Genomic DNA, 24,676 nt, shown 5'->3' with positions numbered 1-24,676 from the left:
GGTTGCCCGAGACTGTCCCCACCAAGAAGGTGTCCTTTCCGCGGATCACCCGCATCGCGCTGGAAAACTTCGACCTCTACTCCAATGAGCCCAACCCCGACGTCGCTGTCGAGCGGAACGTCTTCTGTCTGATAGGTGCGAATGGCCTCGGAAAGTCCACCTTTCTGAACACAGTGAACTTCACCATCACAGGTGCAATTCCCGACCCGAACCGCAAATTTCAGTCGGCACAAGAATACTATCGAAACGCAGCGCGGCGGGAACGGAGCGAGGACTATTTCAACGGCCGCCTCAGCGAGAGCGCAAGCCGGATCGCTACCGCGACGGTCGATCTGGCATGGCCATCAATTGTGGTGTCCGTGACTCGTGACCTAGTCGGCAGTGCTGGGGTTACGCGACTGATATTACGCGATACCGCCACGGGCGAAGCCACGGCGATGACGCTGGCTGACGATCCGGACGGCGACTTGAACGCGCTCTTCGAGGAGGAAATCCTAAAGCAAACCGGTCTTGAGGATTTCGCCCAGTTCGTCTTCCTCGTTCATTTCATTGCGACCTTTGATGAGGGACGGCATCTCTTGATGTGGGATGATGGTGCGCTGACGAATGCGCTCTACCTCGCATTCGGGGCCGATCCCGTGGCTGCCAAGGCGGCTGATAAACTTCAACGCGACATGGACCGTGAGAGCTCTCGCGGTCGAAACGTTCGGTTCTCGGCGCGCCACGTCGCCGACCGCATCAAGATGCTGACGGACGTCATCAAGGACACTGGGTCAGACGACCATATTACAAAAGCTCAGCTCCAGGCACAGCACGATGGGCTGATCACGGAGCGCAACGAGGCCGAAGAGCGCGTTCGACGTAAGCAGGCGGAGTTGCGCGACGCAGACTTGAAGTGGACCGATCTCAGCGCAGCGTTGACCGAGGCGCAGCTTGAATACCGCCGCGTGTTTTCCAATCGTCTGCAAAAGTCGTCTTCCGTCGACCACCACCCCGTTGTCCGTGCCTCACTGTCTGAGGATCGTTGCGCCATTTGTGGAACTGCTCACGTCGGCGCTGTGATCCAAGCTAAGCTGACGGCTGGTGAATGCCCCCTCTGTGAAAGCCCCGTTGACCGATCCATCAAGGACGACGGCGCCATCGCAGAGTTGCAGCGCCTCGATCGCGCAATTGCGACAATTCGGGACAATCTCGCCGCGATCTTGGCTACCCGAGAGCGCGTCAGCGCCGAATTGATTGCCGCCCAAGCTGCCGAGGACGCTTCTGATTGGGCTCTTAGAGCATTTGAGGAAAAGGAAGCTCAAGGCCTTGCTCGTGCAGGCGTCGGGTCTGATTTCTCCGCAATCGACGAACAGGTGAAGAAGCTCGAAGCCGAGCGGTTGGAGTTCTTGTCGCAGAGCGAAGAGCACTATCGTAGGCGGGATGAGTTCCGCGAGAAGCTCAGGGTCTACGAAAAGCAGCTCAAAGCGCAATACGAAGTTGGCTCGCAGGATTTCGTCCCTCGATTTAGGGAACTTGCCGAAGCCTTCATCGGTCTCCCCATCGACGTCGAACTTGAGCATCGCCAAGGTGCCAATGACTCCGGATTTGGGCTGCGGTTGCGGATGGACGACCAAGTGCGGGCCTTGCCGGACAAGGTCTCGGAGAGCCAGCGCTTCTTTATCGATATCGCGCTCCGCATGGCCCTGTCTGAATTCATGGCAACCGGGCCTGCAACGCTGCTAATCGATACGCCAGAAGGCTCACTGGATATCGCCTACGAGGCCCAAGCGGGAGCGATGTTCTCGAAGTTTGTGGCTGAGGGGAACGCGGTCCTCATGACCGCCAACCTCCGGAGTTCGGAACTCATTTTGCGTCTTGCCCAGCTGCAAAAGAAGCAGGGCATGCAAATCGTGCGAATGACCGACTGGACAGACCTAAGCGAAGTCCAGCAGCGCGAGGAGAAGTTGTTCCGAGAGGCGTACGACACAATCGACGCGGCGCTGAACTGAGGGGTGCCCGTGAACGACGTTGTCCCGGAAGCCTACATCGATGGGCTTGTAATAATGAACGACGCGCGCCCGTCGGTGCTGCCGATGTCCGTGAACGAGATGCATCTCTACTCGTACCTCGGATGCATCTTCGCCCTCTTCAAGGGCAAACCCATCGCCGATTGGGGCTACCCTTATTCCATTACTTCCGAAGGCTTTCCGTGGAGCGCGGAATTTGACCAGGCGCGCGCGACGCTGTGCGAGTCTGGTCTGATCGAAGTCGATGACCGTGGGCTGATGATGCCTCGGCCGAGAGAACTCGCGACTGAACTCGACACCGTTCTGGTCCTCGGTCCATGGGCTGAGCGTAGGACTTGGCTCCGGGCAGCAGTGGAGTGCGCCCTTGCGTTGCCCATCGGGTCGATCCGGCACGCCATCAGTCGGTCGCCGGGCGTCGCGCCTTCTTTTTTCCTGGGCCAACGCGGGCGGCTATTGGAACCTGCGGACGCTACGCTCCTGTATGAAGAGTATGAGATCGTGAGTTCCGTTCTTGGCGCGGAGGCGCAGGACGTTCTCTCGCCGGCAGTGATCTGGCTCTCGGCCCGCATCCTCCGGAAGGAGGACGCAGTTGTCTAATTTCAACATAGAGAATGTGCAGGCCTTGGTGGCCAAGGCATACATTCCTCACGCGGAGATCGCGTTTGGTTCCGACGGTGCCAACGGAATTCGGGCGCTGCTCGATTGCGTGAAGCTGATTTTCCAGCGTTGTCCCCCAGAAAAGCTTCCGGGAACGTTGACGGTGGCGGTGGGTATCCAAGCGACACCACTCTCGCCAGCGATTGCAACGCTCGGTTCGCCGACTGCCTGCTCCGACTACTCCGATATTGGCCGCTTCCTCGCCGCGAACCCGCCAGCATCACATTCGGTCGTCGAAATCTCGTCTGACGGTAGCTTCAGGCTGCTCGTGCTCACCAATGATGTGGACCTGAAGGCGCTGGCGCAGGAGGCACTGGTCTATCGGTTCGACGGGAGCGCAGAGCGCATCCTGGCGAAGGATTTCGAGGATTTTGTTCCGTCGATCTCGCCCATGCTGAAGAGCAATTTCGCGACACCCACACTAAGTGGCCTAGAAGAGGCCTTCGACTATTATTCCAAATACGTACTTGAGACCAATTGCAGGCTCCTCAAGGACATCTGGGAAGGCGGTGTGGATGGGCCGCGCTTGATACTGGTGAACAAGCCCGAAGCAAAGATGCGAGACTCGCTCACGCAGGCCCTTGAGCTCCTTCTCCGCGACGTCACCGTGAAACCCGAACAGAATACCGACGAGACCAAACCGGTCGATATCAGAGTGAACTGGTTCGCTTCCGGCGCGACGGCATTGATCGAAATCAAATGGCTGGGCAAGGCGACGGCAAAATCCCAAAGCCCGGGGGCCGACCCCACCTACACGGAGTACAGCGCCTCCCGTGCGCAGTCTGGAGCAAACCAGCTAGCTGACTATATGGACCGTGAGGTACGCCATTCGGGAGCTATCACTCCTTCTGGGTACCTTGTTGTTTTCGACGCCCGTCGGAAGGGGGCCAAGGGAGCGGGGGACGCACTGACAGCCTCTGATGCCATGGCGTTCGCCAACGATGTCATCGTGTACAATCCCGATCACGCGAAAACGCGCCCGGACTTCGAACCGCCAGTCAGGTTCTTTATGAATCCTAGGAAATCGCACTTCAAAGCCGCCTAAGGCTCGCAGTTGGTGACCCAAGCGCACGGGTCTTTCACATAAAAAAAGGGCGGGCCCGTCTCCGGACCCGCCCTCTTCTGTCCCGGCTCAAGGCCGGGATGACAAGACGTCGTGGACCTAGAAGTCCATCCCGCCCATGCCGCCGCCCATGCCGCCCATGTCGGGGGCGCCGCCGGCCGAGGCCTTCTTCGGCGCGTCGGCCACCGCGGCTTCGGTGGTGATCATGATGCCGGCCACCGAGGCCGCGTCCTGCAGGGCGGTGCGGACCACCTTGGCGGGGTCGATGACGCCCATGGCGACCAGGTCGCCGTACTCTTCGGTCTGGGCGTTGAAGCCGTAGGTGGCGGACTTGTTCTCCAGCACCTTGCCGACCACGATCGAGCCTTCGACGCCGGCGTTCTCGACGATCTGCCGGATCGGGGCCTGGATGGCGCGGCGGATGATGGCGATGCCGGCGGTCTGGTCGGCGTTGTCGCCTTTCAGGCCTTCCAGCGCCCTGGTCGCCTTCAGCAGGGCGATGCCGCCGCCCGGGACGATGCCTTCTTCAACGGCCGCGCGCGTGGCGTTCAGCGCGTCGTCGACGCGATCCTTCTTCTCCTTGACCTCGACCTCGGTCGAGCCGCCGACGCGGATGACCGCGACGCCGCCGGCCAGCTTGGCCAGACGTTCCTGCAGCTTCTCCTTGTCGTAGTCCGAGGTGGTGTCCTCGATCTGCTTCTTGATCTGGCCGATGCGGGCCTCGATGGCGGCCTTCTCACCCACGCCGTCGACGATGGTGGTGTCGTCCTTGGTGATGGTGACCTTCTTGGCCTTGCCGAGCATGTCGAGGGTGACGTTCTCCAGCTTGATGCCGAGGTCTTCCGAGATCACCTGGCCGCCGGTCAGGACGGCGATGTCCTCCAGCATGGCCTTGCGGCGGTCGCCGAAGCCCGGGGCCTTGACGGCGGCGACGCGCAGGCCGCCGCGCAGCTTGTTGACCACCAGGGTGGCCAGGGCCTCGCCCTCGATGTCCTCGGCGACGATGACCAGCGGACGGCCCGATTGGACGACGGCTTCCAGGATCGGCAGCATGGCCTGCAGGCTCGAGAGCTTCTTCTCGAACAGCAGGATCAGGGGCTCCTCGAGCTGGACCTCCATCTTGTCGGCGTTGGTGATGAAGTAGGGCGACAGGTAGCCGCGGTCGAACTGCATGCCCTCGACGACGTCCAGTTCGGTTTCGGCGGTCTTGGCTTCCTCGACCGTGATGACGCCTTCGTTGCCGACCTTTTCCATGGCCTTGGCGATCATTTCGCCGACCTCGATGTCGCCGTTGGCCGAGATGGTGCCGACCTGGGCGATCTCGGAGTTGGCGCTGACCTTCTTGGAGGAGGCCTTGATGTCGGCGATGACGGCGGCGACGGCCTTGTCGATGCCGCGCTTCAGATCCATCGGGTTCATGCCGGCGGCGACGGATTTGAGGCCTTCCTGCACGATCGACTGGGCCAGGACGGTGGCGGTGGTGGTGCCGTCGCCGGCCTTGTCATTGGTCTTGGAGGCGACTTCGCGGATCAGCTGGGCGCCCATGTTCTCGAAGGCGTCTTCCAGCTCGATTTCCTTGGCCACCGAGACGCCGTCCTTGGTCGAGCGCGGGGCGCCGAAGGACTTCTGGATGATGACGTTGCGGCCTTTCGGGCCCAGGGTGACCTTGACCGCATTGGCCAGGACGTTGACGCCCCGCAGCATCTTCTCGCGGGCTTCGGTGGAGAACTGAACTTGTTTCGCGGCCATGTGAGGCTGCTCCTAATTCTGTGTTGTCAGGGGAAAGGTTCGGAAGGCGCCGGTGCTTACGAGAGCACGCCCAGCACGTCCGATTCCTTCATGATGATCAGGTCCTCGCCTTCCAGCTTGACCTCGGTGCCCGACCACTTGCCGAACAGGATGCGGTCGCCGGCCTTCAGCTCGAGGGCGTTGACCTTGCCGCTTTCGTCGCGGAGGCCCGGCCCAACGGAGATGACTTCGCCTTCCTGGGGCTTTTCCTTGGCGGTGTCGGGGATGATGATCCCGCCCTTGGTCTTGGATTCTTCTTCCACGCGCTTCACGAGCACGCGGTCGCCGAGCGGACGAAACGCCATCTTCAGTGTCTCCCAAACAGTTTGATCGAGCGCTCCGACGCGGCCGTTTTGGCAGCCATGTCGCCAGAGTGCTAACGCGAGGGGCAGGTAGGGCTCCCCATGCCGGGCGTCAAGCGCCGCGGCTCCCGAATTCGGCGTCGCGACGGGCGCCGATGAACGCATGATGAACGGCCGCCGGCCGGGGCGTTCAGGCGATCAGGCGCATAACGGCAGCTTCACCGGCGCATCCTGCGCGAGAACCGGGAAAGGACCGACCATGAAGACGCTTTCGAAGATCGCCCTGACCACCCCCGCCGTGGTCGGCGCCATGGCGCTCGGGCTGGCCGCCGCCACGCCGGCCGACGCCCAGAGCCGCTACAATGATCGCGACCGCGACAACGACCGCACCGAGGACGTCCTGATCGGGGCCGCCGTCGGCGCTCTCGCCGGCGCGGTGATCGGCAATGGCGACGGAACCTATATCGCCGGCGGCGCCTTGGCCGGCGCCGCCCTGGGCGCCAGCGCGGGTCGCGATGACGACTGCAACTACTACCGCGGCGGCCGCTGCTACCGGAACCGCGGCCACTGGGAGCGCGAGCACGGCATCAACAGCCGCGAGCCGCGCTGGGAACAGCGCCGTGACCGCCGCGAGTACCGCCGCGAGCGCCGCGACGATCGCCGCTACGATCGCGACTACCGCTACGACCGTCGCTGGTAGCGTGCACACCATTCGCCCGGCCGCGTGAGTCTGGCCGGGCGTGGGCGAGGAAGGCGGGCGCCGGAAGCGGCGTCCGTCTTTTTCACTGGAGAGGGCCGGACTCTGGTCCCGACGTGATGCCGAGATGTTCCCGTTGACATAGATCGACATGAGATCACCCCCCCATAACTCTGGGCGGCGAACCATTGCGTTTTGCAATCTTTGAGGATCTATGACCGACGTCCCCGCGGCTCCCTGCTTTGTCCACACGCCGGATACGCATGAGTTCTGGCTCAAGGAAGCGCCTCTCGATCAGCAACGAACGAGCCCCCTTTCCCTCTCATCAGGGTGGCCGGAGCAGGCTCTGGTCTTCGACGCCGTGGGGACGGCGTGGCGAATGATTGTCCCCGGGGCTGCGCGTTATCGGAAATGGTACTGGCGGCTGGCGTCGCAGTTCTACAATCCGATCCGCTTTGTCGGAATTTCCTGGGAAGCTCTTCGATCCTACGAACTATCGGAACTGCTGGCCGTGTTCAGAAGACAGGTCTCCATCGACGACGACTGTTTGACCCAGTTCTACGAAGCCGAGGAAATCTATCGCGTGCTCGATGATTGCCGGAGCTTTGATGATATTCTCGCGGTCTGGCGCAAGCTCGAAGCGGGGGACGAAGGCTCGCCGTCTTAACGCCCTGGAAGCGGCTCTCCGCCTCACACCATCAACCGCTTCATCAGTTCCGCGGTCGACGGGTCCAGTTCCGCGGACGGCTCCCCGGCCTGCACGTCCTTCAGGATCGCCTTCGCCAGCTGTTTGCCCAGCTCCACGCCCCATTGGTCGAAGCTGTTGATGTCCCAGATGACGCCCTCGACGAAGGTCTTGTGTTCATAGAGGGCGATCAGGGCGCCGACCGCCTCGGGCGTCAGGGCGTCCATCAGGATGGTCGTCGACGGCCGGTCGCCGGGGAAGGTCTTGTGCGGGGCCAGACGATCCGCTTCCGCCGCGTCGGCGCCCGCCGCCAGCAGTTCCGCCCGCGCCTCGGCCTCGCTCTTTCCGACCATCAGCGCCTGCGCCTGGGCCAGGGCGTTCGACCACAGCGGCGCGTCGCCCTCGCGGGCGTCAACGGCCGCGTCGGAGGTGTGGCCGACCACGATGAACTCGGCCGGGACCACCTGCGGTCCCTGATGAATCTGCTGGAAGAAGGCGTGCTGGCCGTTGGTGCCCGGTTCGCCGAACACGATGGGGCCGGTGGCGGTGTCGACGGGCGAGCCGTCGCGCCTCACCCGCTTGCCGTTGGACTCCATTTCCAGCTGCTGCAGGAAGGCCGGCAGGCGGCGCAGGCCATGGGCGTACGGCGCCACCGTCCGCGCGTGCCGGTCGCGGCCCTCGACATTGTAGACCTGCGCCAGCGCCAGCAGCACCGGCGCGTTGCGTTCGATGTCGGCCGTCAGAAAGTGCTCGTCCATGGCGCGCGCGCCGGCCAGCACCCGCTCGAACACGTCCCAGCCCAGCGCCACCGCCACCGAGAGGCTGACCGCCGACCACAACGAGTAGCGGCCGCCGACCCAGTCCCGGAAGCCGAAGGTCCGCCCGCAGCCCCAGGCCTCGGCCTTGTCCGGCGCCGCCGTGACCCCCACCAGATGCCGGACCATGCGCCGCGGCGACAGGCTCTCGGCCAGCCAGGCCTTGGCCAGGTCGGCGTTGGCCAGCGTCTCCTGGGTGGTGAAGGTCTTGGACACCACCACCACCAGCGTGGTCTCCGGATCCAGCCCGGCCAGGGCCTCGCCCATGTCGCGTGGGTCGATATTGGCCACGAAACGCAGGTCAATGGTCGGCTCCAGCGGCCGCAGCGCGTCCCACAGCAGACGCGGCCCCAGGTCCGACCCGCCGATGCCGATGTGGACGATGGCCGTGAACGGCTGTTTGGTCCCGCCGGTCTCGGCGCCCGAGCCGATGTTCGAGGCGAAGGTCGCCATTTCACGGCGCGTCTCCGCCACCTCTTTCGAGACGGGCTCGCCGAGGGCGCGGAAATCGGCGTCGTCGGCGGCGCGCAGGGCCGGGTGCAACACGGCCCGCCCTTCGGTGTTGTTCACCGCCTCGCCCCCGAACAGGGCGTCGCGCCGGCCCTCCACATCGCAGGTCCGCGCCAGGTCCAGCGACGCCTCGAAGCCCCCGGCGCTCCACGACTGTTTCGACAGGTCGAGATAGAGGCCGGCCGCCTCGACGCCCATGCGTTCGATCCGGCCGCGATCGGCGGCGAACTGGTGGACGATGCGCGCCCCGGCGTCATTGCGCGCCACCGCGCGAAGCATTTCGAGGGCCTGGGAGCGAGCGGTCATCGGTGAACTCGACGGGAGGAAGGTAAACCCTCGTTTACGGGTCGGGCGTAAGCCGGTTCAACGCCGAAACCACGATTCGGCCAAACATTATGAGGTTCGCCATGTCCTGCGGCGTCGCCCTGACCCTCTCCCTGCTGCTCTCGGACCCCAATGTGGCCATGGCCGCGGCCCAGCCGCCGGCGGCGGCGGACGCCCCCGTCTCGGTGGCCGGAGAGCCGCTGTTCGCCGATATCGTGGCGCGCTCGGGCGTGCTGCGCACCGAGGTGCAGGGCTGGCTGGCCGCCGGCGCGGGCGATCAGGCCGAATTCTTCTCGGGGCCGACCTTCAGCCGCTTCAAGAGCCAGGCCTCCGAACTGGCCGCGCTCGACATGCAGGGCCACCTGATCCTCAAGGAGCGCGGCACGGACGGCGACCTCAAATGCATCCTGCGCGGCATTTCAGAAGACATTCCGGTCAAGGTCGCAGCCGTCGAGGGCGCGGCCACGCCGGCCGAACGCCGCATCGCCCTCGACGAGCTTGCCTATCTGCTCAACGACAACGTTGAGGTCATCACCGCGCCGCCTCAGCCGGAAGCCTGACGGCGCGGGCGCTCTCCAGCGCCTCGATCACCACGCCCTCGGTCAGCAGTTGCGGCAGGATGCGGGGCGCGGTCTCGCCGGGAGCGTACAGCAGGTAGAGGGGCACGCCCGAGCGGCCGTGCCGTTCCAGTTCGGCGGTGATCAGGTCGTCGCGGCGGGTCCAGTCGCCGACGAGATAGACAGCGTTCGCGGCCCGGAACGCCTTGCCGGTGCGGGCGGAGTGCAGCGCCCCCGCCTCATTGATCTTGCAGGTCACGCACCAGTCGGCGGTGAAATTGACCAATACGGGGCGTCCCTCGGCGAGCGCCGCCTCCACGCCCTGCGCCGACCACGGCGCGGCGGGCAGGCGGCTGCTCTCGTTCGCCGCCGGCGTCCCGGGCGACGCCGCGGGCAGGCGGATCGCGACAAACAGACCGGCGGCCGCAAGCACCAGCGCCGCCCCGCCCGCTGCGGCCAGCCACCGACCGCGACGGCCGAGCGCCCGCTCGCTTTGGGCCGAGCCGAGCAGCCATCCGGCGAGCGCCAGCAGCAGGCCGGCGATGAACAGCAGCCCCAGCGCCTCCGCGCCGGTCTGGCGGCTGAACACCCAGGCCAGCCACAGGGCGGCGCCGTACATCGGGAAGGCCAGCAGGCCCTTGAGCCGCTCCATCCACGGACCGGGCCTTGGCAGGCGCGACAGCAGGCCCGGCGTCAGGCTGACCAGCACATAGGGCAGGGCGAGCCCCAGCCCGAGCATCAGGAAGACCGCCAGCGCCATCGGCCACGGCATCAGCAAGGCCGCGCCGAGGGCCACGGCCATGAACGGAGCGGTGCAGGGCGCGGCGACCACCACGGCCAGCACCCCGGTCAGGAAGGCGCCGGCCGTCCCGCCGAGCCGGGCCAGCGGACCGGAGCCCGCGCCCTGCACCCCCGCCCCGACATGGAAGACCCCCGACAGGTTCAGGCCGACCGCCAGCATCAGCAGGGCCAGCCCCGCCGTCACCGCCGGCGACTGCAGCTGGAAGCCCCAGCCCGCGGCCTGCCCGGCCGCCCGCAGCGCCAGCAACGCCCCCGCCAACAGCACGAAAGTGACCAGCACGCCCGCGAGGAAGGCGAGGCCGTCGCGACGCGCCCGGGGCGCGTCGTGCGCGGCGCCGGCCAGCGCCGCCGCCTTCATGGCCAGGATCGGAAACACGCACGGCATCAGGTTGAGGATCAGTCCGCCCAGCAGGGCGAACAGGGCGGCCTGCACGAACCCGGCGGCCGATCCCTTTTCGAGTTCGGCGGCGGGCGCGTCTTCCGGCGCCGGGGTCAGATCGCCCGAGCCGCCGGTTCCGGCCAGCGGCGGTCCGACCTCCGCGGCGATTTCGAACGCGCCCAGTCCTGTGCTCAGCACGCCCCGGAGCGGCGTCCCGGCCGCCGGGAGCTCGGCGCCGGGCGTCAAAGCCAGGGTCAGGCCTTCGGGCCCGTAGCGTCCGGACTGCGGCGCGGCGTGATCGATCAGCCCAGGCTCGAACGGGAAGAAATAGCTCGGCCCCGGCTCACGCCCGGCCAGCGGCCCGCCGGCGGCGGTCAGGGTGGCGACGCCATTCTGCACGGTGATCCGGGCCGAGACGCCGGCGGGGCGGGGGGCGGTCTCGACGATGCGCTGGACGGCCGCGCCGTGCCTGGCGTCGAGCGGCGCCGCGCCGTCGCGGATCGGCAGGTCGAGCGTCAGGGTCAGCTCGTCGGGCACGCACATCTCGTCGCTGCACACGAAGAACAGCGCCTTCACCCGCAGCGGCAGGTTTGTCCCGGGCCGCGCGCCCGCCGGAATCTGGATGGGGACGGGCAGATAGACCTGGCCGGAATAGCCGTAGTTCATCAGCGACTGCAGCCGCTGCCGCTGGGGCAGGGGCCAGACGATGTTGCCGGCCTCGACCCCGCTCGGCAGGGTCCAGGTCAGGGTGGTCGGTCCCCCGGAATCCCCTGGATTGCGCCAGTAGGTATGCCAGCCGGGCTCGATGTCCTGACGCACCGCCACCACGGCCGTCGACCCGGGCGCGGCCCATTGCGACATCGCCACCAGTTCGGCCGCGATCCGCTCGGTCCGCTGCACGCGCCCGTCCTGCGCCACCGCTTGGGACGGGGCGAGCAGCAGTCCCAGCAGGACGAATAATTTCAGGAAGCGGATCACGGCGGGACCTTAGCCGCGTCGCCCCGTCTGCGTCACGCGGCGTGCTGTCTCAGCCGCGCCGGCTCAACGGGGCGCGGCGTCGACCAGCACTTCGGTCCGGCGCCGCATCGGTTCGCTGGCCCCGTCGGCGGTCACCGCCCCCGACTCGCCGGCGACGATCAGGCTGAAGACCGGCGAGGGCCAGCCGGCCGCCTCCAGCGCCTCGGCGACAGCCAGCGCGCGCCGCTCGGACAGGTCCAGGTTGGCGGTGGGTCCGCCCCGTGCGTCGGCGAGGCCGATGACGTTGACCTGGCGGATCTCGCAGCCCTGCAGCTGGGTGGCGGTCAGGCCGATGGCGTGCCGCGCCGCGTCGGTCAGGCGGGCCTCGCTGTCACGGAAATAGACCTCGAACCGCTGCGGCGTGCAGACGTTCGGCTCGGTGACCACGTCGCTGCGGTCGCGGACGCCGGGCGTCAGGGCGCAACCGGCCACGGCCAGCGCGGCGCCCAAAGCTAAAGTCAGCCCCTTCATGCAGCCCTCCTGCCGCGGCGTGGAAAGGGCGGCCCGCCAGATGACGAACCGCCCTGAAGTCCTGAAAATCCGGCGCGCCTAGTACCGCCGCTGACCGTTTTCCCAATAGCACTCGGTCTGACGGTTATCGTAGCAGTAGTAGTACCGGCCCTGGCTGTCCCGGTAGCGCTGCTGGTTGGCGCGGTCCTGCTGCGAACCACGGATTGCGCCTGCAGCGCCACCCACGACAGCGCCGATCGCCGCGCCGGTGCCGGCGTTGCCGTCGCCGACGTTGTTGCCGATGATCGCGCCGGCGACTGCGCCGATGCCGGCGCCGATGGCGCCCTGTCGGACGGTTTCATTGGTGCCGCCGTACGGATCGCTGGCGCAGGCGGAAGCCACCAGGCCGGCGCCGGCGATCGCGATGATTGCCTTTTTCATGGGTATGTCCTTCATCCCTCTGGTTCGCCCCACGGGTGATAATGCTGGATAACCGTGACGGTTCCCCCGCTATGCTGTTGATTGAGCCTGTATTAGGCTTTGCAGTACGTCGCACGGAGGGTGCGGCCGGCCCCGCATGGGGCGAGAGACGGGGGTTTCGTATGCGTTTTTCTGAACCGGTCCGCATGGCGGACGACGGTGATCACAGTCCCGTGTGGGCCCGCGGCAAGCGTCGGCGGGGTAACCCGCTGGTTGGCCTGCTGGTCACGCTCCTGGCCCTGTTCGGGGTGCTCACCGCCGTGCTCGGGGTCATGGAGAAGTCCCTGTCGGGGGGCGGCGCCGTGATGGACGGCTGGATTTCGAAGGCGAACGCCACCGTGCGGGGCGAGGCCCCCAAGGTCGCGGACCAGGCCGGCGACGCCGCCGGAGCCGCTGCGGCCAAGGCCGGCGACGCGGCCCAGGCGGGCGCGGCTGCGGCTTCGGACGAACTGAAGAAGTAATAGTCACGCTTCCGCCGCCCGGCCCGGAACATCGCTCCGGGCCGGGCGTTCGGGCGGCATGAGCGCAACCCTGACTCCGGCGGCCGACACCCCGACCGCGCCCGAAGCCACGCCCGAGACGCAGGCGGCGGGGTCGTGCGTCCTGACCAGCCATGTGTCGCTGAAGCGGGTCATCATGCTGGTGAATCCGCTTGCGGGCAGCGTCGGGCCGCGGGCGGCGGAGGAGGCCGGAACCATCCTGAACGGCTACGCCTGCGAAACCTCGGTCGTGACGCTCGAGTCGGGCCAGTTCGACGCCCAGATCCAGGCGGCGCTGGACGCCCGGCCCGACGTGCTGTTCGTGCTCGCGGGCGATGGAACGGCCGGCAGCATCGCCTCGCGCGCGGGTCCTGACGGTCCGTTGGTCGCTCCGCTCCCGGGAGGCACGATGAACATGCTGCCCAAGGCGCTCTATGGGACCGCGGACTGGAAGGCGGCCCTGAAGATCGCGCTCGAAGAGGGCGCTCCCCAAGGCGTGGCCGGGGGCGAGGTTTCGGACGGCCAGACCACCCAAGCCTTCTATTGCGCGGCCATTTTCGGATCGCCGGCCCTCTGGGCGCCCGCCCGCGAGGCGTTCCGCGTGGGCAAGCTGGGGTTGGCCTGGGCCTACGTCCGTCGGGCCTTGAAGCGGGCATTTTCGGGTCAGATGCGGTTTTCGCTCGACGGGCGCCCGCCCCGCCGGGCCGAGGCCCTGGTGCTGATCAGCCCGATGATCTCCAGCGCGATGGACGAGGACACCGGGCTCGAGGCCGCCGCCATGAACCCCGCCGACGCGGGCCAGGCTTTCCGGCTCGCCGCCCACGCGGTGCTCGACGATTGGCGTCAGGATCCGGCCGTGACGACGCGGGCGACGCAGACGGTCGCATTGCGCGCCCGTTCTCGGATCCCCGCCGTGGTCGACGGCGAACCCCTGTTGTTGCGCCATGAGGCGAGGGTGCGATTCATCCGCCGGGCCTTCCGGGCCCTGGCGCCGATCCCGGCGGCGGCGGAGGACAGCGTCTAGTGGGGCGTGTGCTCCAGTTCTCGGACGTGCATTTCGGCCGCGAGCACCGCCACGCCTGCGCCGCCGCGCTCGAGTTCGCCCACGCCACGCCGTGCGATCTGGTGCTGATCACGGGTGACGTCACCCAGCAGGGCCTTCCGGACGAGTTCGACGCCGCCAGCGACTGGATCCGGCGCATGCCCGAACCGACCTTCGTCATCGTCGGCAATCACGACGTGCCCTACTGGAGCCTGAAGGCGCGCCTGTTCCACCCGTGGCGGGCGTTCGAGCGGGCCATCGGCCACCCGGCGCACGACCACCAATTCCTCAGCCCCGAGGTGATGGTGCGCGGCGTGGTCACGGCGCGCGGCTGGCAGGCGCGCGCCAACTGGTCAAAGGGCGTCATCGACCTGGCCCAGACCCGCAAGGCGGCGGAAGCGCTGCGTCAGGCGCCCGCAGGCGCCTTGCGCATCCTCGCCTGTCATCATCCACTGATCGAGATGATCGGCGCCCCGATGACCGGCGACGTCAAGCGCGGCGACGCGGCGGCGTTGATCTTCGCCGAGGCCGGCGTCGACCTGGTCGCCACCGGCCATGTCCACGTTCCCTTCGCCCTGCCGATCCAACTCGGCGACCACTGTTCCTATGCGGTCGGCTGCGGGACCCTGTCGCATCGCGAGCGCGGCGCGCCGCCGAGCTTCAACCAGATCGACTGGGACGCGGAGGAGATCGTCGTCACCGCCATCACCTGGACCGGCGACCGTTTCGAGCCTGGGCAGAAGTGGCGCCTCCCGCGTCGACAGGACACCCGACGACGCGCCACCGCGCCGGACCCGAACGTTCCCGGGGAGCGTGAGCAGGCGGCGACCTGAGCGGCTGGCGGCGGGCAAGAGAAAGGGGCCGCGGTCGATGACCGCGGCCCCTCCTTACTGTTCGGCCCAGGCTAGATCCTGGTGCCTCTCCTGCCCTGGAAGAAGTGCACGACCAGCAGGATGAGGAAGACGACGAACAGCACATAGGCGATGTTCATCGACAGACCCGCGACGCCGCCCGCGCCGAGGGCGCCGGCGATCAGGGCGAGGACGAGAAAAATGAGGGCCCAGCGAAGCATGACGAACTCCCGAACTTGTTGATCCAAAAAGGGGAGCGGCTCGAAACTGCCGCGCCTGTGGGATCAACTCTCCGGGGCCGCGCCCGTTCCGCGTCAGCGCCGCCGGCGGCCGTGCGATTTTTCGGTGAACGCCGCCGCGACCATGGTCGCCAGAGCCGGGTTGCGCAGGAATATCCAGCCCCCGGCCAGCGCCGCCGCCGTGCCGAGGATCGGACGCTGGCGGAACAGCGTATAGGCCCGTTCGCCCAGCCCGACCGGCTCGTCGTCCTCGACCTCTTCCTCGCCGGCCTCGCGCCGCAGGAAGACCACGACCACCGCCAGCGCCGCGAGGGCGAACAGCAGCATGGTCAGGGCGGCGGCCGCGAGGGGCGCCACGACGAGGCACAGGGCGTAGAAGATCGTCGCCCCGAAGGCGACCACGGCGACCAGGGCCGCGCCCGCCGCCACGGCGGCCGCGACGGCCTTTCTCGCCAGCTTGCGGGCCAGCCCTCCGCCCATCATCAGCGGCGACGGCCGGCGAGCAGCATGCCGAGGACGACGCCGACGCCGAGGGCGATGGCGGTCGACTGCATCGGGCGCTCCTGCACCCGCTCGGTCAGGTAGCGTTGGGCTTCGTCGAAGCGCTCGGAGGCTTCGTCATAGTATTCCTGGCCGCGCACGCGGGCGGTGTCGTAATAGCCGCGGGCGCGTTCGCGCAGGACTTCCGACTGTTCGCGCAGGCGCGCCTCGGTTTCGGCCGCCTTGGCGCGAAGGCGCGCTTCAGCCGCCGTCGTCTTCTCGCGCAGACGGGCCTTTTCCTCGGCGCCGAGGCTCTTCAGATCGTCCTTCAGCGTATTGATGTCGTTCTTCACGGCTGTCCGTGCTGCCTTGGTGGTGGCCATGTGCGCGCTCCGCTCTGCAAGCTTGACGGTTAGATAGAGAACCCTGAGCCGGAACGCCACTCCGGCGTGGCGGTTCCGCAATGCAGCATGTGCGCGCGCGCTGGCGAAGCGCCGCATCCCGCTCTAGACAACGGCGATGACCAACTGGCTATTCCCGCCTGCTCCGACGCCGTCCCTGCCCATCGTCGGTCGGACCGGGCGCCTGCCCGTGCGCCGCATCCTCTGCGTCGGCCAGAACTACGCCGCGCACGCCCGCGAGATGGGTCACGAGCGGGCCGAGCCCTTCTTCTTCTCGAAGCCCGCGGACGCGGTGGTGACGGACGGCTCCGATCCTCTGTTCCCGACCGCCACGGCCGACCTGCATCACGAGGTCGAGCTGGTCTGCGCGGTCGGCGAGGACGGGACCATCGCCGGCTGGGCGGTCGGCTGCGACCTGACCCGCCGCGATCTGCAGGCGGCGGCCAAGGCCAGGGGCCGGCCGTGGGACGCGGCCAAGGGCTTCGACCAGTCCGCTCCGTGCGGCGCCCTTACCCTCGGCGCCCTGCCCGATCCGGCCGCGCCGATCACCCTGTCGGTCAACGGCGAGGTCCGCCAGTCGGGACGTCTGGACGACATGGTCTGGGCCCCGGACGAGATTCTCGCCAAGGCCCGGACGCTGTGGGACCTCCGTCCCGGCGACCTGATCTTCACAGGCACCCCAGAGGGCGTCGGCCCGCTCCAGCCCGGCGACCGGGTGGAGGCGAGCATCGGCGGCCTCGAGCCCCTGACCTTCACCGTGAGAACGCGATGATCCTGCATGGCTACTGGCGCTCGGGCGCCGCCTACCGCACCCGCATCGCCCTGAATCTCAAGGGCCTATCCTATGATCAGCGCGGGATCGATCTGCGCACCGGGGCCCAGAAATCCGACGCCTTCATCGTGCTCAATCCGCAGGGTCTGGTTCCCGCCCTCGAGATCGACGGCGCGGTCCTGACCCAGAGCCCGGCCATCCTCGAATGGCTGGAGGAGGCCCATCCGGCTCCGCCGCTGCTCCCCGCCGGCGCGGTCGACCGGGCCCACGTCCGGGCCATGGCGGCCCTGATCGGCTGCGACATCCACCCGCTGAACAATCTGCGCGTCGGCAAGGCCCTGCGCGAGAGCTTCGGCGCGGACCAGGCGGCGGTCGACGGCTGGGCCGCGCGCTGGATCCTGCCCGGCTTCGAGGCGCTGGAGCGGCTGGCGGCGATCCACGGCGACAGCTGGTGTTTCGGCGCCGCCCCCACCCTGGCCGACTGCTACCTGATTCCGCAGATATATTCGGCCCGCCGGTTCAACGTCCCGCTCGAGGCCTTCCCCCGCCTTCTGGCCATCGACGCGGCGGCGCATGCGCACCCCGCCTTCGTCGCCGCCCACCCGGACAAACAGCCGGATGCCGACTGAGCTCAGGTCAGGAACCGCTCCACCGCCGCGAGGAAGCGGGTCGGCTGGTCGATCATGACCATGTGCTCGGCCCCCTCGATCCGCTCGAAGGTGGCGGGACGGGGCAGGGAGGCGTAGGCGCCGCGGAACAGGCTGTCGGTGCGGCTGCGCGGCGACGCCTCGTCGGGGCTCCAGCCATAGACCACCGTCACTGGCGCGGTGATGTCCGGCAGTCGGTGGCGCAGGTCCACGGTCATGACTTCGTACAGCGCCTGGGCCAGCACCCGCCGGTCGCCGCCCTGCCAACCCATCGAGCCGAACACCGCGTCGGCCGCGCCGCCCAGCTCCAGCCCGAGGGCCTGGCCGCGTGCGCGCAAGCCCTCGTCGCCGAGAATCTGGATGGCCTGATAGGCGACCTGGGCGATCGGCTCGACGTCGCCGACGGTCGCGCCGGGGCTGATCAGGGCGGGAAAGAAGGGCGAGGCGTCGACCGTCATCAGCCGGCCGATCCGGTCCGGTGCGTCGGCCGCTACGCGGAGGGCGATCTGACCGCCCATGGAATGACCGATGACCGCCGGCGCCGCCAGCCCGGCCTCGTCGATGTAGCGGCGCACCTCGTTGGCGACCGCGCCCATGATCGCCCCGTCGCCGTTCGCTCCGGGCGGCAGGTCGCCGAACCCCCGCACCGACACCAGATGCAGGCGACGACCGGGAAGGCGAGACGTGGTGCGGCTCCACACCGCCGACGTCGAGGCGAGACCGGGGATCAGGATCAGCTCGGGCCCGGCGCCCCGGGTCTCGACCACAATCCGCCTTGACTGGAACGGGGCCCGCGCCCGGGCCGGCGTCCCCAGGCCGGACCAGGCGGCGGCGGCCAGCAGGCCCTTGAGGATGTTTCGTCTTTGTTCCATGTCGCCGTCGGTCTAGTCTGGCCCCCTAAACACGAGGGAGGCCCAGATGATCCAGCCGTCCAATGACGAAATCGTCTTCTACACCAACCCCATGTCGCGCGGCCGGATCGCGCGCTGGATGCTGGAGGAGGTCGGCCGCCCCTATCGCACCGTGGTGCTGGATTTTGGCACGACTATGAAGGCGCCCGAGTATCTGGCCATCAATCCCATGGGCAAGGTGCCGGCGATCACCTGGCGCGGCGTCACCGTCACCGAATGCGCGGCGATCTGCGCCTGGCTCGCCGACGCCTGTCCCGAGGCGGGGCTGGCGCCGGCATTGGACGATCCGGCCCGCGGAACCTGGCTGCGCTGGCTGTTCTTCACCGCCGGCCCGCTCGAGGCGGTCGTGACCGCCAAGGCGCTGGACCTGCTGGCGCCCGCAGAGAAGGCCGGCATGGCCGGCTACGGCAGTTTCGAGCAGGTCGTGGATGCGCTGGAGAGCGCGGTGTCCGGCGGATCGTGGATCCTCGGCGACCGGTTCTCGGCGGCGGACGTCTACGTCGGCAGCCAAATCATGTGGGGTCTGCAGTTCAAGAGCCTGCCCGACCGCGACGCCTTCACGGCGTATGCGGAACGGCTGTCACGTCGCGAGGCGGCCGGACGGGCGCGCGACCTCGACGACGCCCTGATCGCGGCGTCGGCCAACAACTGAGGTCGGGACTCAGGACTGGGCGGGACGCAGGCCGTCGGCGCTGGCGCGCTGGACCTGCGGGCGACGCTCGCCCCCCGCGGCGATGATGCGGTCGATGCGGGCCTTCTCGGCGCGGAAGGCGACCAGATCGGCGCCCGACAGGACGACACCCTCCGTGGTGCGTACGCCGGCCGGATTGATCCGCCGTCCGCCGCGCCAGATTTCGTAATGCAGGTGCGGGCCGGTCGAGGCGCCGGTCGAGCCGACATAGGCCACGATCTGGCCCTGGCGGACCCGTTGCCCGGCGCGCATGCCCGAGGCGTAGCGCGACAGGTGGCCATAGCCGGTCTCAAGACCGTTCGAATGGCGGATGCGCAGCCAGTTGCCGTAGCCGCCCCAGCGCCGCGCCTCGACGACGACGCCGTCGGCGGGGGCCACGACCGGGGTGCCGGTGCCGGCCGCGAAGTCGATGCCCTGGTGCATCCGGCGATAGCCGGCGATCGGGTGCCGACGGAAGCCGAACGACGACGAGACGCGGAAGCCGCGCTCGAGCGGCGTGCGCATGAAGGCCGAGCGGGTGTTCTTGCCGGTGGCGTCGAAATACTGCGGCTCCTTCGCCCCGGCGGGCTGGAACCGGTAGAAGGCCACGCCCTTCAGCTTGGCGTACAGCAGGCCGTCGTCGCCGATGGTGCGGCCGTTCTCGGTGACCGTCCGCCCGTAGACATAGGTGAAGTCGTCCGAGGCCCGGATGTCCCGATCCATGTCGAACTTGTGCGAAAACAGCTGGCCGGCCTTGCGGCGCACCGCGGAAGGCACGCCCTCACGCCGCGCCGAGGCGGACAGGGAGCCTTCGACCTTGCCGTTCAGGACGACGATCTCGTGGGTGACCTTCTCTTCGAGTTCGCGCAGGCGCAGGGCGCCGTCGAAGGTGCGCGACACGGTGACCTGGCTGGCCGGGCCGGTACGCATGGTCAGGCCGATCAGGCGGGGATCGCCTCGGCCGCCGCGGGGCTTGGCGATGGCGGTTTCGAAACGGAGACCGACACGGATCGCGCTCATGTCCATGGCGTTGGCCAGGGTGGCGGCGATGGCGGAGGCTTCCTCGGCGGCGATGCCGGTGCGGCGCACGGCGTCCTCGAAGGTTTCGCCGCGGCGAATCTGGACGGGAATGGCTTCGGGAGCGGTCAGGCCGGCCGGCGTGCCGGCGGCGGCGAACGCCCTGGCTTCGATGACCGCCATCTGGGCGGGAGTCAGGGCGGGAACTTCTTCAGCCTTGGCGGGCTGGTACACACGTCCGGCAAGGAGGGCCACCGAGAGCGCAGCAACCGCCGTGAGGGCGTGAGGCGCGAGACGCATCGGTTGGCGACGTGGATCGAACTGAGCCATCGGTCCCCGAAAATTGGCGACGCCGACCGGCGCCCAAGCTACTGACAAAGCAAGGATCGCGCCTGAAGAGGCCCCCGACGCGAGACAGGCCCTATAGCCCGTCCGTCCCATCATGGGAAGGCAGTTCGTTACAGACCGTTAACCGGGGCCGTTGCCAGCGGTAAAGCCTTTGTGAGCATCCAGCATATCGTGGGGAGCGAACAGTGTATTGGCGACGTTCTGGCGAGGTATTCGGAATCAACCCGCCACGCCGCCTTGATATCGTCACCACTGCATTCAAGGTGGCTGATGCGCCACTGTACTGTGTTTCGATAGTCACGCCCGCTGTGCTGTTCCAGGAGTCCCGTTTGTTGATCGCAGAGCCCCGGGCATGACCGACGCCGTCGCCCCCGCGCCGCGGCCGACCCGGCGAAGGAGCGCCGGCCGGAGCCTGCTGCTCGCCGCCGGCGTACTGGCCTGCGTCCTTCTGGTGCTGGTCGCGCTGCTCTACCTCAACCGTCGCGCCGCCACGCGACAGGTGCTGGTCGGCTGGCTGGAGCGGCAAGGCGTCCCGGCCGACATGGACATCGAGCGGGTCGAACTCGACGGCCTCGTGGCCAGCATCCGCATCGGCGACCCACGCAATCCCGACGCGGTGGTCGAACGGGTCGAGGTCGACTACGCCATCGGCGCGCCGTGGTCGAAGGCGGGCCTCGGGCTCACGCCCAGCCGCATCCGTCTCGTCCGCCCGGTGCTGCGGGCGTCGTTCCGGGACGGGGAGCTCTCGGTCGGTTCGCTCGATCCGCTGGTCGAGCGGTTCACCGGCCGGCCGCCGCGGCCGGATATGCGAGGACCGCTGGTCCTGATCGAACAGGGTCGTGTCCGGCTGGACACCGAATACGGTCCGGTCGGCATCCTCGGCGACGCCCGCGTCGATGACGGCAAGCTGATCCAGCTGAGCGCACGCATGCCCGCCGCCAACCTCAAGAGCGGCGGGATCGAGGCGCGCGCCCTGGCCGCCACGGTGAGCGTCAACACCAGTGGAGACCGGATGGCCGTGCGCGCCACGGCCTCGGCCGATCAGGCGGCGTTGCCCGGTTTCTCGAGCGTCGCGCCCCGGCTGACGCTGACCGGAAACCTGCCCTACCCCGACCTGGAGCAGCGGCGCGGCGACGGCCGCGCCCGTCTCGACGCCGGCCTTGTCGCCCAGCGCCTCTCGGCTGGAGACATGGTCGCCCGCGACGCCGTCGCCCGCCTGATCTTCGACGGCCAGACGACCGGATGGCTGGAGACCTTCCGCATCGAGGGCGCGGCCGACGCCGACCTCCGCGCCGCGCGGCTGGCCGGGCCGGACCTCGCCGCCACCGCCGCCACGGTTCGCTGGAACGACGGCCGCGCGCTTCTGACCCGCGATGACAAAGGCTTCGGCTGGCGCATCGACGGCCCGGCCCGGATCTCGGCCGGGCGAGCCTCCGGCGCCGGGCTGGACGGGTCCGGCGTGTCGCTGGCCTCCAGCGAGCTGACCGCCGGCGGGCGCGGCGCCGCGTGGGAGGTGAGCGGGCCGCTCGCCCTGACCGCCGACCGCCTCGCCTGGGGCGACCTGTCCCTGGCCGGCGCCCGCGGCTCGGCCGACCTCGAGCTCGTCGCCGACGCCGGCCTGCGGCTGAACCTGGCCGGCGGCTTGCGTGCGGCGCGTGGCGCCTGGCCTCTGTTCGGGCCCGCGGCGCGCGACGACAGCGCCGATCTGGCCGAGATGAAGGGGGCGTTGGCCAATTTCGCAGTCGACATCCCCCGCTTCACCCTGGCGACCGCGGGCGGCGGGACGCGCGTGGTGCTCGACCGGCCCGCGACGCTGCGTCCGGCCAACGGCGGCGTCCTGACGCTCGGTCCGGCCGCCGGCCCCATCTTCGCCGCCGCTCCCGGCCAGTCCGGCGGCGGAGCCCTCGTCCTGACCGCCACGCGGGGCCGGGGCCTGCCCGAGGCCGCCTTCTCCGTTCCGGCCTGGCGGCTGACGTCCGATGGCTTCACCGCCGACCTCGACGGCCGCGCCGCCCTCGATTTCGACCTCGCCCGCGGGATCGCGCTGGAGACCCGCGGCCGGCTGGCCTCTTCCGGCGGACGCGTCACCTATGTCGCGTCCGGGTGTACGCCGCTCACGGTCGAACGACTGGAGCTGGGCGAGAATGATGTCCTCGACCTGTCCGGCCGCGCCTGCCCGGTCGACCGGCCGCTGGTCAGCATCGCCGGCGGACGCTGGCGGGCCGACGCCGCCCTCGCCGGTGTTGACGCCTCCGTTCCTTTCCTCGCCCTGAATTTCAGCGACGCTGCGGGCCGTCTCGTGGCGACGGGCGGCCCGGAGGGCCTCGGCCTCGACGCCCGCGTCGAGCGCGCCACGGTCCGGGACGCCACCACGCCTCTGCGCTTCAATCCGCTCGGTGCGTCCGGATCAGCCCGGCTGGCGAACGAGGACTGGACCGGCGCCTTCGACCTGTCACGTGGCGGGACCGTTCTCGGCCACCTCGATCTGGCGCATGACGGCCCGTCCGGGTCCGGCGGCCTGACCATCGACGCCCCCTCCATCGTCTTCTCCGAAGAGGGCCTGCAACCGGCCGATCTCAGCCCGCTGGCCGGCGACTTCGCCGGATCGCCCGCCAGCGGCTCCGTCGCCTTCCAAGGCCGGGTCGACTGGCTGGCCGAGGCCGAGGGCTCCAGCTCGGGCCGGCTGACCATCCCCAATCTCGACTTCGTCAGCCCGGCGGGGCCGGTGAAGGGGCTAAGGGGAACCGTCGACTTCATCAGCCTCGCCCCCCTGGCCACCGCTCCGGGACAGCGACTGACCGCCGACCGGCTGGAGTCGGTCACGCCCCTGACCGACATCGACGTGGCGTTCAGCCTCGACAAGGCGGCGATCTCCATCGAGGGCGGCGAGCTGGCCGTCGGCAGCGGCGTGATCCGGGTGGAGCCCTTCACCCTGCCGCTCGATCGGAGCCAGCCGTTCAGCGGCGTCATCGTGCTGGAGAACGTCCAGTTGGGCGAGGTGATCGCCGGCTCCGGCTTCGCCGACACGGTGATGCTGGACGCTGTCGTGTCCGGCCGCCTGCCCTTCACCTCCGATCCGGTGTCCGGAATCCGCGTCACCGGCGGAACCCTGGCCGCCGTCCAGCCGGGCCGCCTGTCGATCCAGCGTGAGGCGCTGAGCGGCCTGGAGGCCGGCGGCGGCGGCGAGGGCGTTCCGCCCAACACGGTGCAGGACCTGGCCTACCAGGCGATGGAGAATCTGTCGTTCGACATCCTCTCGGCCGAGGTCAACAGCCTCGACGAGGGGCGTATCGGCGTGCTGTTCCACATCCGGGGCCGCCACGATCCGCCGGAGCATCAGGAACTGCGCATCAGCATCGCCGAGTTCGTCAGCCGCGAGTTCCTCAATCGCGAACTGCCCCTGCCGTCCGGCACCGGCATCGACCTGACTCTCGACACCACGCTCAACCTGAACCAGCTGATCGGCGACCTGCTGGAGTTGAACAGGGCCCGGGCCGGCCTGCCCCCGAACGGTGCGAACGGTTCGCCCGAACCCGCGCCGGTCCCCGTGCCTTGACCGCGCCGCCCTGGCCGTTCAGGACCCATTCACCCCGCGCGGCGTTAGGTCGTTGCAGATCAATACCGGAGACCCCCGCCATGAACCGGACGCGCGCCCGCCTCGTCCTGATCGGCCTCATCGCCGCCCTCGGCGCGGGCGCCTGCACGCCCACGGTCCGGCTGCAGGTCGATCCGATCCAGATCTACGCCAAGCTGGACGCCGACGTCCGCGTCCGTCTCGACAAGGAGCTTCAGGACCTCCTCGTCGAGAACCCGAACCTGTTCTGATGCGAAAGCTGTTTCCGATGTCCTTCCGCAAGCTCTTCGTCATCACCGCCGCCGTCGCCGCGCTGGGCATCGCCGCCGGCGCCGCCTTCGCGCAGACCTCGCAGCAGAAGGCGATGATCGACGCCGCCAAGGCGCAGGGGACCGTGGGCGAACAGTCCGACGGCTATCTCGGCTTCCGCCAGGCCTCGACCGATCCGGCCCTGACGCAGGCGGTCACGGTGACGAACAACGCCCGGCGCGAGGCCTACGCCCGCAGCGGCCAGGCCGCCGGCACCACGGTGGACGTCGCCGCCGCCCGCGCCTTCGTGACCATCGTCCTGCCCCGGATCAGTTCGGGCGAATGGTACCGCAACGCCCAGGGCCAGTGGGTCCAACGTTAGGTCGCGGGCTTTGGCGGACCTTTGCGGGTCCCCGGGGTTTCCGTCCGATGCGAACCGCCTCGGGATGCCGCACCATCGCG

Annotated in this window: 26 protein-coding genes; 15 read left to right on the top strand and 11 right to left on the bottom strand. The window is 68.6% G+C overall.

From position 1 onward, the window contains the following. The first annotated feature begins 2 nt into the window (after positions 1-2). From ACSQ1L_RS08225 to ACSQ1L_RS08215, 3 genes are read left to right on the top strand one after another with little or no spacing between them, the layout of a single operon-like run. Positions 3-1,991: an AAA family ATPase gene (locus tag ACSQ1L_RS08225; protein WP_435993819.1), complete on the top strand. Its 1,989-nt coding sequence runs from the start codon at positions 3-5 to the stop codon at positions 1,989-1,991. A gap of 9 nt (positions 1,992-2,000) precedes the next feature. Further along, the gene (locus ACSQ1L_RS08220; RefSeq protein ID WP_435993818.1) at positions 2,001-2,606 is read left to right on the top strand and encodes a hypothetical protein; all 606 of its coding nucleotides are present in this window, start codon (positions 2,001-2,003) and stop codon (positions 2,604-2,606) included. Continuing rightward, on the top strand, positions 2,599-3,711 hold the full coding sequence (locus ACSQ1L_RS08215) for a hypothetical protein (protein WP_435993816.1): 1,113 nt from the start codon (positions 2,599-2,601) through the stop codon (positions 3,709-3,711). The genes ACSQ1L_RS08220 and ACSQ1L_RS08215 overlap by 8 nt, the downstream gene beginning before the upstream one ends. Before the next feature lie 117 nt (positions 3,712-3,828). On the opposite strand, the gene groL is transcribed toward ACSQ1L_RS08215, so the two are convergent. Next, positions 3,829-5,478 carry a chaperonin GroEL gene (groL, locus tag ACSQ1L_RS08210; protein WP_435993814.1) on the bottom strand — a complete coding sequence of 550 codons (1,650 nt, stop codon included), beginning with the start codon at positions 5,476-5,478 and terminating at the stop codon, positions 3,829-3,831. Positions 5,479-5,534: 56 nt separating this feature from the next. Continuing rightward, on the bottom strand, positions 5,535-5,822 hold the full coding sequence (locus ACSQ1L_RS08205) for a co-chaperone GroES (protein ID WP_435994246.1): 288 nt from the start codon (positions 5,820-5,822) through the stop codon (positions 5,535-5,537). A 256-nt stretch (positions 5,823-6,078) separates the two neighbouring features. Between ACSQ1L_RS08205 and ACSQ1L_RS08200 the strand changes: the two genes are divergently transcribed. Continuing rightward, complete coding sequence (locus tag ACSQ1L_RS08200) at positions 6,079-6,519, top strand: hypothetical protein (RefSeq protein WP_435993812.1); 441 nt, start codon at positions 6,079-6,081, stop codon at positions 6,517-6,519. Positions 6,520-6,730: 211 nt separating this feature from the next. After that, complete coding sequence (locus ACSQ1L_RS08195) at positions 6,731-7,183, top strand: hypothetical protein (RefSeq protein ID WP_435993810.1); 453 nt, start codon at positions 6,731-6,733, stop codon at positions 7,181-7,183. Between the two features lie 23 nt (positions 7,184-7,206). On the opposite strand, the gene pgi is transcribed toward ACSQ1L_RS08195, so the two are convergent. Beyond that, on the bottom strand, positions 7,207-8,832 hold the full coding sequence (gene pgi / locus ACSQ1L_RS08190; protein WP_435993808.1) for a glucose-6-phosphate isomerase: 1,626 nt from the start codon (positions 8,830-8,832) through the stop codon (positions 7,207-7,209). Positions 8,833-8,933: 101 nt separating this feature from the next. Here pgi and ACSQ1L_RS08185 point away from each other — a divergent pair, with 101 nt between their 5' ends. Beyond that, positions 8,934-9,410, top strand: a complete 477-nt coding sequence (locus ACSQ1L_RS08185; protein ID WP_435993806.1) for a hypothetical protein — start codon at positions 8,934-8,936, stop codon at positions 9,408-9,410. Here the strand turns inward: ACSQ1L_RS08185 and ACSQ1L_RS08180 are convergent. The 3 genes from ACSQ1L_RS08180 to ACSQ1L_RS08170 all read right to left on the bottom strand — a co-directional run bounded on the left by ACSQ1L_RS08180 (position 9,382) and on the right by ACSQ1L_RS08170 (position 12,495). Beyond that, entirely contained in the window at positions 9,382-11,448 is a 2,067-nt protein-coding gene (locus ACSQ1L_RS08180) for a protein-disulfide reductase DsbD family protein (RefSeq protein ID WP_435994244.1), read from the bottom strand. The two genes, ACSQ1L_RS08185 and ACSQ1L_RS08180, sit on opposite strands and share 29 nt — an antisense overlap. 180 nt (positions 11,449-11,628) lie before the next feature. Then, a complete protein-coding gene (locus ACSQ1L_RS08175; protein WP_435993804.1) occupies positions 11,629-12,075 on the bottom strand; it encodes an OmpA family protein in 447 nt (148 codons plus the stop codon). Between the two features lie 78 nt (positions 12,076-12,153). Continuing rightward, positions 12,154-12,495 carry a YMGG-like glycine zipper-containing protein gene (locus ACSQ1L_RS08170; protein ID WP_435993802.1) on the bottom strand — a complete coding sequence of 114 codons (342 nt, stop codon included), beginning with the start codon at positions 12,493-12,495 and terminating at the stop codon, positions 12,154-12,156. Positions 12,496-12,656: 161 nt separating this feature from the next. On the opposite strand from ACSQ1L_RS08170, the gene ACSQ1L_RS08165 reads away from it, so the two are divergent. From ACSQ1L_RS08165 to ACSQ1L_RS08155, 3 genes are read left to right on the top strand one after another with little or no spacing between them, the layout of a single operon-like run. Further along, positions 12,657-12,995 (top strand): hypothetical protein, encoded by a 339-nt coding sequence (locus ACSQ1L_RS08165; protein ID WP_435993801.1) that lies wholly within the window; start codon positions 12,657-12,659, stop codon positions 12,993-12,995. A gap of 58 nt (positions 12,996-13,053) precedes the next feature. Then, positions 13,054-14,037, top strand: coding sequence for a diacylglycerol/lipid kinase family protein (locus tag ACSQ1L_RS08160; protein ID WP_435993799.1), 984 nt, complete (start codon positions 13,054-13,056; stop codon positions 14,035-14,037). Beyond that, positions 14,037-14,888 carry a metallophosphoesterase family protein gene (locus ACSQ1L_RS08155; RefSeq protein ID WP_435993797.1) on the top strand — a complete coding sequence of 284 codons (852 nt, stop codon included), beginning with the start codon at positions 14,037-14,039 and terminating at the stop codon, positions 14,886-14,888. Before ACSQ1L_RS08160 ends, ACSQ1L_RS08155 begins: the two co-directional genes overlap by 1 nt. 71 nt (positions 14,889-14,959) lie before the next feature. Here the strand turns inward: ACSQ1L_RS08155 and ACSQ1L_RS08150 are convergent, their stop codons facing one another. The 3 genes from ACSQ1L_RS08150 to ACSQ1L_RS08140 all read right to left on the bottom strand — a co-directional run bounded on the left by ACSQ1L_RS08150 (position 14,960) and on the right by ACSQ1L_RS08140 (position 16,008). Continuing rightward, positions 14,960-15,127, bottom strand: coding sequence for a DUF1328 family protein (locus ACSQ1L_RS08150; protein WP_324817146.1), 168 nt, complete (start codon positions 15,125-15,127; stop codon positions 14,960-14,962). Positions 15,128-15,220: 93 nt separating this feature from the next. Then, positions 15,221-15,628: a hypothetical protein gene (locus ACSQ1L_RS08145; RefSeq protein WP_435993795.1), complete on the bottom strand. Its 408-nt coding sequence runs from the start codon at positions 15,626-15,628 to the stop codon at positions 15,221-15,223. Further along, positions 15,628-16,008, bottom strand: a complete 381-nt coding sequence (locus ACSQ1L_RS08140) for a DUF883 family protein (RefSeq protein WP_435993793.1) — start codon at positions 16,006-16,008, stop codon at positions 15,628-15,630. The genes ACSQ1L_RS08145 and ACSQ1L_RS08140 overlap by 1 nt, the downstream gene beginning before the upstream one ends. A gap of 136 nt (positions 16,009-16,144) precedes the next feature. On the opposite strand from ACSQ1L_RS08140, the gene ACSQ1L_RS08135 reads away from it, so the two are divergent. After that, on the top strand, positions 16,145-16,798 hold the full coding sequence (locus tag ACSQ1L_RS08135) for a fumarylacetoacetate hydrolase family protein (RefSeq protein ID WP_435993791.1): 654 nt from the start codon (positions 16,145-16,147) through the stop codon (positions 16,796-16,798). After that, a complete protein-coding gene (gene maiA / locus ACSQ1L_RS08130; protein ID WP_435993789.1) occupies positions 16,795-17,427 on the top strand; it encodes a maleylacetoacetate isomerase in 633 nt (210 codons plus the stop codon). Before ACSQ1L_RS08135 ends, maiA begins: the two co-directional genes overlap by 4 nt. Positions 17,428-17,429: 2 nt before the next feature. Here the strand turns inward: maiA and ACSQ1L_RS08125 are convergent, their stop codons facing one another. Beyond that, the gene (locus ACSQ1L_RS08125) at positions 17,430-18,317 is read right to left on the bottom strand and encodes an alpha/beta fold hydrolase (protein WP_435993787.1); all 888 of its coding nucleotides are present in this window, start codon (positions 18,315-18,317) and stop codon (positions 17,430-17,432) included. A 46-nt stretch (positions 18,318-18,363) separates the two neighbouring features. Here ACSQ1L_RS08125 and ACSQ1L_RS08120 point away from each other — a divergent pair, with 46 nt between their 5' ends. Then, a complete protein-coding gene (locus ACSQ1L_RS08120; RefSeq protein ID WP_435993785.1) occupies positions 18,364-19,008 on the top strand; it encodes a glutathione S-transferase family protein in 645 nt (214 codons plus the stop codon). A gap of 9 nt (positions 19,009-19,017) precedes the next feature. Here the strand turns inward: ACSQ1L_RS08120 and ACSQ1L_RS08115 are convergent, their stop codons facing one another. Continuing rightward, positions 19,018-20,343: a peptidoglycan DD-metalloendopeptidase family protein gene (locus ACSQ1L_RS08115; RefSeq protein ID WP_435993783.1), complete on the bottom strand. Its 1,326-nt coding sequence runs from the start codon at positions 20,341-20,343 to the stop codon at positions 19,018-19,020. A 400-nt stretch (positions 20,344-20,743) separates the two neighbouring features. Between ACSQ1L_RS08115 and ACSQ1L_RS08110 the strand changes: the two genes are divergently transcribed. The 3 genes from ACSQ1L_RS08110 to ACSQ1L_RS08100 all read left to right on the top strand — a co-directional run bounded on the left by ACSQ1L_RS08110 (position 20,744) and on the right by ACSQ1L_RS08100 (position 24,596). Continuing rightward, positions 20,744-23,947, top strand: a complete 3,204-nt coding sequence (locus ACSQ1L_RS08110; RefSeq protein WP_435993781.1) for an intermembrane phospholipid transport protein YdbH family protein — start codon at positions 20,744-20,746, stop codon at positions 23,945-23,947. Between the two features lie 80 nt (positions 23,948-24,027). After that, entirely contained in the window at positions 24,028-24,216 is a 189-nt protein-coding gene (locus tag ACSQ1L_RS08105) for a YnbE family lipoprotein (RefSeq protein ID WP_435993779.1), read from the top strand. Beyond that, on the top strand, positions 24,216-24,596 hold the full coding sequence (locus ACSQ1L_RS08100; protein WP_435993777.1) for a YdbL family protein: 381 nt from the start codon (positions 24,216-24,218) through the stop codon (positions 24,594-24,596). The genes ACSQ1L_RS08105 and ACSQ1L_RS08100 overlap by 1 nt, the downstream gene beginning before the upstream one ends. Positions 24,597-24,676: the final 80 nt, after the last annotated feature.

The sequence above is a fragment of the Brevundimonas sp. LjRoot202 genome (assembly GCF_964253355.1).
Classification (GTDB): Bacteria; Pseudomonadota; Alphaproteobacteria; order Caulobacterales; family Caulobacteraceae; genus Brevundimonas.
Note: the sequence above shows the minus strand (reverse complement) of the source record. Positions and strands in the feature narration are given on the sequence as shown.

Coding starts and splice junctions, on each gene's coding strand:
- groL (WP_435993814.1), bottom strand. CDS start 5,478: ATGGCCGCGAAACAAGTTCAGTTCTCCACCGAAGCCCGCGAGAAGATG.
- ACSQ1L_RS08205 (WP_435994246.1), bottom strand. CDS start 5,822: ATGGCGTTTCGTCCGCTCGGCGACCGCGTGCTCGTGAAGCGCGTGGAA.
- ACSQ1L_RS08200 (WP_435993812.1), top strand. CDS start 6,079: ATGAAGACGCTTTCGAAGATCGCCCTGACCACCCCCGCCGTGGTCGGC.
- ACSQ1L_RS08195 (WP_435993810.1), top strand. CDS start 6,731: ATGACCGACGTCCCCGCGGCTCCCTGCTTTGTCCACACGCCGGATACG.
- pgi (WP_435993808.1), bottom strand. CDS start 8,832: ATGACCGCTCGCTCCCAGGCCCTCGAAATGCTTCGCGCGGTGGCGCGC.
- ACSQ1L_RS08185 (WP_435993806.1), top strand. CDS start 8,934: ATGTCCTGCGGCGTCGCCCTGACCCTCTCCCTGCTGCTCTCGGACCCC.
- ACSQ1L_RS08180 (WP_435994244.1), bottom strand. CDS start 11,448: ATGTCGCAATGGGCCGCGCCCGGGTCGACGGCCGTGGTGGCGGTGCGT.
- ACSQ1L_RS08175 (WP_435993804.1), bottom strand. CDS start 12,075: ATGAAGGGGCTGACTTTAGCTTTGGGCGCCGCGCTGGCCGTGGCCGGT.
- ACSQ1L_RS08170 (WP_435993802.1), bottom strand. CDS start 12,495: ATGAAAAAGGCAATCATCGCGATCGCCGGCGCCGGCCTGGTGGCTTCC.
- ACSQ1L_RS08165 (WP_435993801.1), top strand. CDS start 12,657: ATGCGTTTTTCTGAACCGGTCCGCATGGCGGACGACGGTGATCACAGT.
- ACSQ1L_RS08160 (WP_435993799.1), top strand. CDS start 13,054: ATGAGCGCAACCCTGACTCCGGCGGCCGACACCCCGACCGCGCCCGAA.
- ACSQ1L_RS08150 (WP_324817146.1), bottom strand. CDS start 15,127: ATGCTTCGCTGGGCCCTCATTTTTCTCGTCCTCGCCCTGATCGCCGGC.
- ACSQ1L_RS08145 (WP_435993795.1), bottom strand. CDS start 15,628: ATGATGGGCGGAGGGCTGGCCCGCAAGCTGGCGAGAAAGGCCGTCGCG.
- ACSQ1L_RS08140 (WP_435993793.1), bottom strand. CDS start 16,008: ATGGCCACCACCAAGGCAGCACGGACAGCCGTGAAGAACGACATCAAT.
- ACSQ1L_RS08135 (WP_435993791.1), top strand. CDS start 16,145: ATGACCAACTGGCTATTCCCGCCTGCTCCGACGCCGTCCCTGCCCATC.
- maiA (WP_435993789.1), top strand. CDS start 16,795: ATGATCCTGCATGGCTACTGGCGCTCGGGCGCCGCCTACCGCACCCGC.
- ACSQ1L_RS08125 (WP_435993787.1), bottom strand. CDS start 18,317: ATGGAACAAAGACGAAACATCCTCAAGGGCCTGCTGGCCGCCGCCGCC.
- ACSQ1L_RS08120 (WP_435993785.1), top strand. CDS start 18,364: ATGATCCAGCCGTCCAATGACGAAATCGTCTTCTACACCAACCCCATG.
- ACSQ1L_RS08115 (WP_435993783.1), bottom strand. CDS start 20,343: ATGCGTCTCGCGCCTCACGCCCTCACGGCGGTTGCTGCGCTCTCGGTG.
- ACSQ1L_RS08110 (WP_435993781.1), top strand. CDS start 20,744: ATGACCGACGCCGTCGCCCCCGCGCCGCGGCCGACCCGGCGAAGGAGC.
- ACSQ1L_RS08105 (WP_435993779.1), top strand. CDS start 24,028: ATGAACCGGACGCGCGCCCGCCTCGTCCTGATCGGCCTCATCGCCGCC.
- ACSQ1L_RS08100 (WP_435993777.1), top strand. CDS start 24,216: ATGCGAAAGCTGTTTCCGATGTCCTTCCGCAAGCTCTTCGTCATCACC.